The following is a 6,575-nucleotide window of genomic DNA, read 5'->3' as shown; positions in this document are numbered from 1 at the left end:
ATTTTTTCAATTAACTTCCATAATCTAAACTTAATTTTTCTTTCTAAAGTATTAAAATCTCCTGGTGGATACCCAAGTAAATAATCAAATAGAACCTTTTGGCTCTTAGCCACATGTATTTCTGGAGCTAACCAAATAATACGCGAAAAACCATATTCTTGAGCTAATCGAGAGAATTTTTTCATAAATGATTTAACATCAAAGTCTTTCGGGCTATGAATGTAAAAAAATGGTGCCCCATTAAGCTTCTGATATCGGTCATCTTTGAAGTGCTCAATTGCATCTAGCATAAGTTCATCATAAAATTCACTATCATATTGCTGTTCCCGAATGATCACCTTGTCATTCCCGACCCAACTTTTAGTCCAATTACAGTTAACCCAACTAATGTAATAGCCAATATCAATATCTTTGTTTTTTCGGAGGATTTCAATCGGTTCCTCTAATGCTCGGTCTCCCTTTCCAAACCAATAATGATAAATAGCAAACCCATCCACATTATTATCTCTAGCAAGTTGAGCTTGTTTTCTTATAACATCAGGATCGGTTAAATTATAACGGCCAAGTTCAGTAGAAGCGATTGGTTGAACATGGTGTTCAAAAAGAGGTTTTGCCCCATAAGTAGTCACCCAATCAGTAAACCCCTCCTCCCAAAACTCATCATTTGCATTACATGGATGGAATTGAGGGAGGTAGAAAGCATATGTTTTTGTATCCGTCTTTAACATTAAATTAACCTAATAAAGTTCATATTTTCTATTCCTAATTTAAGGTTTCGAACTAGTTTAATCAAAAATTAACTTAATTTCATCCATACTAAAATTTACAGGATGATTACTTAACCTTTCAGTATTAACACTATTAATTAAATTTTCTGTTTCTGCTTCAGACAAACTAACGCATCCAGATAAACAAGGTTCCAAACCCGCAGCAATCATATAGTCACTGAATAAATCAGAAGCTTCCTTCCCATTACTAACATTTAAAAAAGAGTATAATTCATTCATTAAAATCTTAAGATCAACCAAGCCATCTCGAGTTGCACTTCCCATATTGGCTTCGAACATATTTTTAATACATAGGGCCACTGCGTGGCCATGTGGAATGTTATATTTAGCAGTAAGCGTATATGATAATGCGTGTGCGGCAGTCGTTTTTGTAATATTTATGGCCTTTCCAGCTAAATTTGCAGCTATAGAAAGCTCATTGGATACAGACACATCACCTAATAAATATTTCGACAAATTTTTCCTAATGATAATAATCGCTTCTTTAGCAAAGCGTTTACTTTCCATCGTAGACGCAACACTCCAATATGATTCAACTGCTTGAGATAGTGCATCCAAACAAGCTGAACCTTTCACTTTCCTAGGTAAAGTATCAGACAAACTTCCATCAAGTAAGTAAATATCAGGTAAAATAGATTCATGAGCGACTGAGTGTTTTTGCCCGTTGATATAAAGTACAGCAAAATGTGTGGACTCACTTCCAGTGCCAAAAGTTGAAGGAATCACTACTAATTCAATAGACCCTATATCTATAACTTTTGGAGGTGCAATTTCATTACCATCAAGCGATGTCTTGGCATAATATTTAACTAACTTAGCAAGATCTATCGCACTCCCTCCACCGATGGCGATGATTAATGTTGAGTCACATTTCACAAAAGCATCTTTAGCTTTAATTAAATCTTCTAATGATGGGTTTTCTGTAAAATCAGAGAACCTAACATAGGAGGTATGATTTCCTAATGATAATCGACGAGAAATGTTTGCCAATTCAAATGTTTTTCCTGAAACAAAAAACACATGACCATCATGGCCATGTATTTTCTCAGAAAGCTCATTATATGAGATCTCTTGCTGCAAGGTTAACCCCTATTAAGTTTATTCATAAACATAGATTTATTTTCAACCGGACTTGACGTAGGGCGACCTAAATCCGCTCTATTACCTCTATCTACAAGTATTTCTAAAAAAGCTGGTCCATCTATACTTTTCAGCTGTTCAATTTTCTCAGTTAATTCAACATTATTAGCAACCTCGATCATATTATAACCGCAAGCATGTGCAATAGACGAAAGACTAACCTCTTGTCCGACGGTTGGTTGCCCACCTACTGAATCATGTGCGCCATTATTCAAAATAATATGCTTGAAATTTTTTAAGTTGCTTTGTCCAGAAATAGCTAAAGCCCCTAAGTGCATTAAAGCGGCACCGTCACCATCAATACATATGATTTGTTTTTTTGGTGATGAAAGCGCAATACCTACAGCAATTTGAGACGCATGTCCCATGCCACCAACTGTAAGAAAATCATTTGAATGATCTTGTCCTAACGTTTTTCTATATTCAAAAAGCTCTCTTGAAGCCATACCCGTGGTTGAAACAATAAAGTCTTTATCTTCAATACAATCAACAATTTTTTTTATCGCATCTTCACGATTATTATTATAGCAATTTACATTTGCTCCACACTCACTAGTATAAGAAGAAAATGTATTTTTCTTTACAACTAGAGCCACTGGCTTTGACTTCTCGATAGCAATAGCATGCAATTTACTTAAGATCTGCTCTAGTTCTTTTTCACTTTCTTCACCGTCGATTACCTCATAGTCAATGTCCATTACTTTTAGTAACGACAACGTAAGCTTTCCTTGCTTGACATGTTGCGGTTCATCTTTTTTGCTAGGCTCCCCTCTCCAACCAATAACAAGCAACATTGGTATTGAATAAACATCACTATCAGCTAAAGACAAAATTGGGTTAACCGTATTTCCGATCCCCGAATTTTGCATATAAACAACGGGGACTGAATTAGTAGCTAGGTGATGTCCTACAGCCAAGCCTATAGCTCCCCCCTCGTTAACCGCAAGAATATGTTCATTCCTAGTAGAGTTATCAGTTATATATGCACAGATATCTTTAAGCAATGAGTCTGGAACACCGGTAAAAAAGGAAACTCCCAACCTTTTTAACGAATTATAAAAATGCTTAGGGTTAATCATTATTTTGTACCTGGAATCAGTTCTAATATTTCTTTAATTGAAAGTAATGATGACTCAGCTTCAAGGCTACGGTCACATTCCAAAATTGATTCAGCAACCATCTTCATTCCTGGATATGCAGCCCTTAGCATATGATTGGCATAAATAACAACATTGATACCAGCTTGACCAAGTTCTTTAGCAGTTATTTGATTATAGCTCGTCGGAACAACAATTATTGGAATGGAAGGTGCAAACGTTTTTAACTTCTCACAAAACTCAAGTATCTCAGACGCAGATTTTTTGCGAGAGTGAATCATGATACCATCAGTACCAGCACCTATATAAGCTTCTGCTCTAGCCAAAGCGTCATTCATTCCTTTGTCAAGAATAAGACTTTCGATACGTGAAATGACCATAAAGTCATCAGTAACTTGTGCTGCTTTTCCTGCTTTTATTTTATCACAAAAATTTTCAATACTATCTTGCGTTTGTGCTACATCAGTACCAAACAGTGAGTTTTTTTTCAAACCTGTTTTATCTTCAATAATCACAGCTGAAATTCCCGTACGTTCGAGTGTTCGAACAGTAAATGCAAAATGTTCAGGGATTCCCCCTGTATCTGCGTCATAGATCATCGGCTTAGTTGTAACTTCAAAGATTTCATTTATCGTATTGATTCGAGTTGAAACATCAACAGCTTCAATATCAGGCTTACCTTTTGATGTTGAATCAGTTAGGGAGCTGCTCCACATTCCATCAAACTCTACGCCTTTAGAAGATTTTACTGTTTCAGCAATCAAACCACTTAATGCGTTATGGGATTCTAAGATTCTAACTACTGGCTTAGCATCAATTAATCTACGTAAGCGTGCTCTTCTAATATCAGGTGTTGTTCCTATTTCTTTAACAGAACGATTAAGTTGTGTTGAAGAAATACCAGGCGTGTATGGGATTTCAATTAATTTCCCCGACCAAGATTCTATGCATTCAATAACTTGCATTCGAGTTTCTCTTTGAACACCTTCTTTCCAGTCATCCCCGTGCACTACATAATTAGGCTTTAATACTATTAAGTTTGTACGATAATCAAGAGTTTCCTGTGGCACTACAGAAACAACACCTTTTATATTTTCAACAACTTCTTTTCTTTGATCGTAAGTCATATATGGTAAGCGCTTGTAACTTGCTATTGCTTTATCCGTAAGTAAGCCAACAGTTACATCCCCTAACTTCGCCGCTTCCTTTAATATATTTATATGACCTGGATGTAATAAATCAGCACTCATCCCAACATATACTGTTTCTTTGTTCATAATCAAGCCTTAACCTCTATCAAATTTACATTCATATTTATATTTATATTTTCTTAATTTCATTTATCAAGTGGTTCATACTACCATTGTCAAATATTTTATCTTTCAATAACTTTCTTTGTATCGAATAATCAATATCTCCAGACTCCACCTTTAGAATTGCAGCTGGAATATTATTCAAGTTGTCCAGCTTCATACCTGGGGTGAATTCATTATAATCAAAAATCAAACCTCTATCTYCATTGGAGTAATAATCAAGATCGTATGCAAAAAAGAGGATCTCCTTGTTCATAAATAAAAAATCAAAATAAACTGATGAATAATCAGTAATCAATATATCTGTTTTCTTTAATAATGGATATATATCAAAATCAGAATTTAAATTAACAACTCCTGTTTCACTCTCGAACGATGAATCTAAGCTCGTGTTATCAGCAGCGTGGAATTTTGATATAAACACATACCCCATAGATTTTAGATCATCTACAAGAGATTTTATTTTTTTTCGGTCAGTTGTACCCAAAAATTGCAGCTCGCGATTATCTCTAAAAGTGGGTAAATACAAAATAATCTTCATGTCTTTGTAAGATAACATCGACTCATCTTCTATTACATCAATATTCCCTGAAAGATATTCATTCCTTGGATATACACTCTGTATACAACGCTTCTCAGGTATTTCAAAAGCTTTAGATAGGGTATCTTTAGATAGGTCAGAAGTTGTTAATATATAGCGATTCTTATAACACAATATATATTCTTTAAAAAAGTTCCTTAAGAAAGCAAGGCTTTCGTTTTTAGGAAGACCTCTTAATGCATAAACTTTTTTAAGTGGAAATGCGTGCCATAAATTCACATAAATTCCACCAAGAGAAAGAGGGTAATTAATATCCTCTCCTAAACTTTGATCATAAATGAATACACCTGAAGTTAAATGAGCCCATATGGATTTCAAAGACCAAAAATATGAACAGGGGATATTTCTTTTTTGTAATTCTTGATAAACAACCGTACTTTTTGTTACGAAAATGAAATCTACTTCATCGTTATTGGTCTTCATGAATTCACAAAAATATTTAGAGTTATCTAAATATCGTGTTCCGAACCATGAGCCTATAACCCATTTTTTTTTATTCCTAATAACAAAAAATGTCATCAAACGGAACAACAACAAAATTAATATATTAAATTTATTCAATTTCTACTCTCTTGTATGTTTTGTTATTAATAAAATACACCAAYATTTATTTTATTAATGAAAGATAAAAATCAATAGCATCTTCTGGTTTTCCAATATTAGCATTCAAAAAATTCAGTCTGGCATTTTGTGTAGATTCAGTGTACCACCACTTTTCAATTGAATTTTTCTCTACTAACTCWTTTACAAATTCAGCTGCATCTTCAAACGAAGTTTGGCATATGCCACAAGAAACCAGATCATCAAAAAAGTCTTCATTTCCTTGACTTAAAAAGAAAGTATCCCTATCCCAAAAAAAGACTGTAGGAATATTCATTATTAATGATTCCAAATGAGCAGTAGAAATATAATCTACAATAACCAACCTACTTTTCTTCATCATGATTTTTGAACTATACTTAAAGTCGTCAATTAGAGCTCTATTATTTAGCACCTTAGCAACTTCATCTTCTTTGTTCAAAGCTTTCCAACTAGATTTTACAGGATAAGGTCTGTAAACGAATTCAGATAATACACATTCGTTTAAGCTATTAAAAAAGCCACATACAAACTTTATATGTAAGTGTCCGGCACTTGCAGCATATGAGTATGCAGTACAAAACTCTGGTATTTTAACGTTGGTAGTACTAGATATATATAATACATTAAATTCATTTTCATAACTGCCCTTTAAATTAAAATCATAAAGAGATGCTCCTTTTTTTATATTATCCCCTTCCCAGCCCAAAGAGTAATAAATGTCAACTAACCTTGCTTGTAATCCTACACTTTCACCGAGCACATGGTGATATAAACAATTATGTTCATTATAAATATGCTTAACATCGTTTTTTTCTTTTGCAATCGCTAATAAAAAAGCAACATTCGAATTTCCAATCCAAGATTCCGATATTATGAATTCAAGATTTTTATATTTACTTAAAAAAACTGAGCACTCATTGAAGTTTAATTTAAAATCCTCGAGAAGATACGTAGGAAAATTATAAAAGGCACTATGGTAAATGAACTCATCAAATTCATCATCGATATTAGTAAATAAAGTCTGCAGCCTACCTCTTAACATCTTGTCTATAAC

At 33.8% G+C, this 6,575-nt stretch carries 6 protein-coding genes; all 6 read right to left on the bottom strand.

All coding sequences use genetic code 11. From position 1 onward, the window contains the following. Nucleotides 1-728: glycoside hydrolase family 99-like domain-containing protein (locus tag L4C32_RS19970; RefSeq protein WP_428198650.1), on the bottom strand; the 728-nt coding region annotated here is incomplete at its 3' end. Between the two features lie 57 nt (nt 729-785). Beyond that, nucleotides 786-1,868 carry a phosphonoacetaldehyde reductase gene (locus L4C32_RS19965; protein WP_428198649.1) on the bottom strand — a complete coding sequence of 361 codons (1,083 nt, stop codon included), beginning with the start codon at nt 1,866-1,868 and terminating at the stop codon, nt 786-788. Nucleotides 1,869-1,870: 2 nt separating this feature from the next. Continuing rightward, on the bottom strand, nt 1,871-3,007 hold the full coding sequence (aepY, locus tag L4C32_RS19960; protein ID WP_428198648.1) for a phosphonopyruvate decarboxylase: 1,137 nt from the start codon (nt 3,005-3,007) through the stop codon (nt 1,871-1,873). Then, nucleotides 3,007-4,302 carry a phosphoenolpyruvate mutase gene (gene aepX, locus L4C32_RS19955; RefSeq protein ID WP_428198647.1) on the bottom strand — a complete coding sequence of 432 codons (1,296 nt, stop codon included), beginning with the start codon at nt 4,300-4,302 and terminating at the stop codon, nt 3,007-3,009. The genes aepY and aepX overlap by 1 nt, the downstream gene beginning before the upstream one ends. A gap of 43 nt (nt 4,303-4,345) precedes the next feature. Then, the gene (locus tag L4C32_RS19950) at nt 4,346-5,500 is read right to left on the bottom strand and encodes a CDP-glycerol glycerophosphotransferase family protein (protein WP_428198646.1); all 1,155 of its coding nucleotides are present in this window, start codon (nt 5,498-5,500) and stop codon (nt 4,346-4,348) included. Nucleotides 5,501-5,546: 46 nt separating this feature from the next. Beyond that, on the bottom strand, nt 5,547-6,575 hold a 1,029-nt coding region (locus L4C32_RS19945), incomplete at its 5' end, for a hypothetical protein (RefSeq protein ID WP_428198645.1).

The organism is Aliivibrio kagoshimensis, from assembly GCF_050337105.1.
Lineage (GTDB): Bacteria > Pseudomonadota > Gammaproteobacteria > Enterobacterales > Vibrionaceae > Aliivibrio_A > Aliivibrio_A kagoshimensis.
The sequence above is the reverse complement of the archived record's forward strand: the minus strand, read 5'-3'. Positions and strand labels throughout refer to the sequence as shown.